Here is a 532-nt window from a genome sequence, read left to right on the forward strand (position 1 = left end):
TCTTGAGTCGGTGGTGGGAGCGGCACAGGCAGCAGAGGTTGGTGCAGTCGGTGGCTCCGCCGGTGGCGTGGGCGGTGACGTGGTCGAGGTCGGTCCAGCCGACGCGTTGGCCGCAGTTGGGGAAGCGGCAGCGTTGGTCGCGGGTGGTGACGAACGCCCGTTGCCGGGCGGTGGGGGTGTAGGCGCTGGTCGGTGGTGGCGTCCCGAGCGCCGGGCAGGCGCACGGCTGGCTGGTTCCGTCGCCGGCGCTGCTGTTGCCGCTGTCGGGGTGGGTTGGGCAGCCGCGGCGGGCCAAGCGAGCGAGTTCGGCGGGGGTGATGGTCGCGAGGAGCTGTCCGTCGGGGCCGGCGAGGGCGTAGCTGAGGGTGCCGCCCTCAGGCGTGGTGAGGCCGAGGGCGCCGGCGCGGGTGAGGAGTTCACGTAGGTGGGCGGCGGTGATCGGGAGCCCGTTGATCTCACCGGTGGTGCTGCTGGCGCCTTCGAGGGCGGTGAGGTCGGCGGTGATGGTCAGGTTCGCGGCCACCGCCGGCAG

General features: G+C 73.5%; 1 protein-coding gene. It reads right to left on the reverse strand.

Annotated elements, in window-relative coordinates:
- Positions 1 to 532, reverse strand: a 532-nt coding sequence (locus HLA93_RS20525) for an HNH endonuclease signature motif containing protein (RefSeq protein ID WP_222196290.1), incomplete at both ends; no start/stop codon positions are given.

The organism is Modestobacter italicus (assembly GCF_019799965.1).
Classification (GTDB): domain Bacteria; phylum Actinomycetota; class Actinomycetes; order Mycobacteriales; family Geodermatophilaceae; genus Modestobacter; species Modestobacter italicus_A.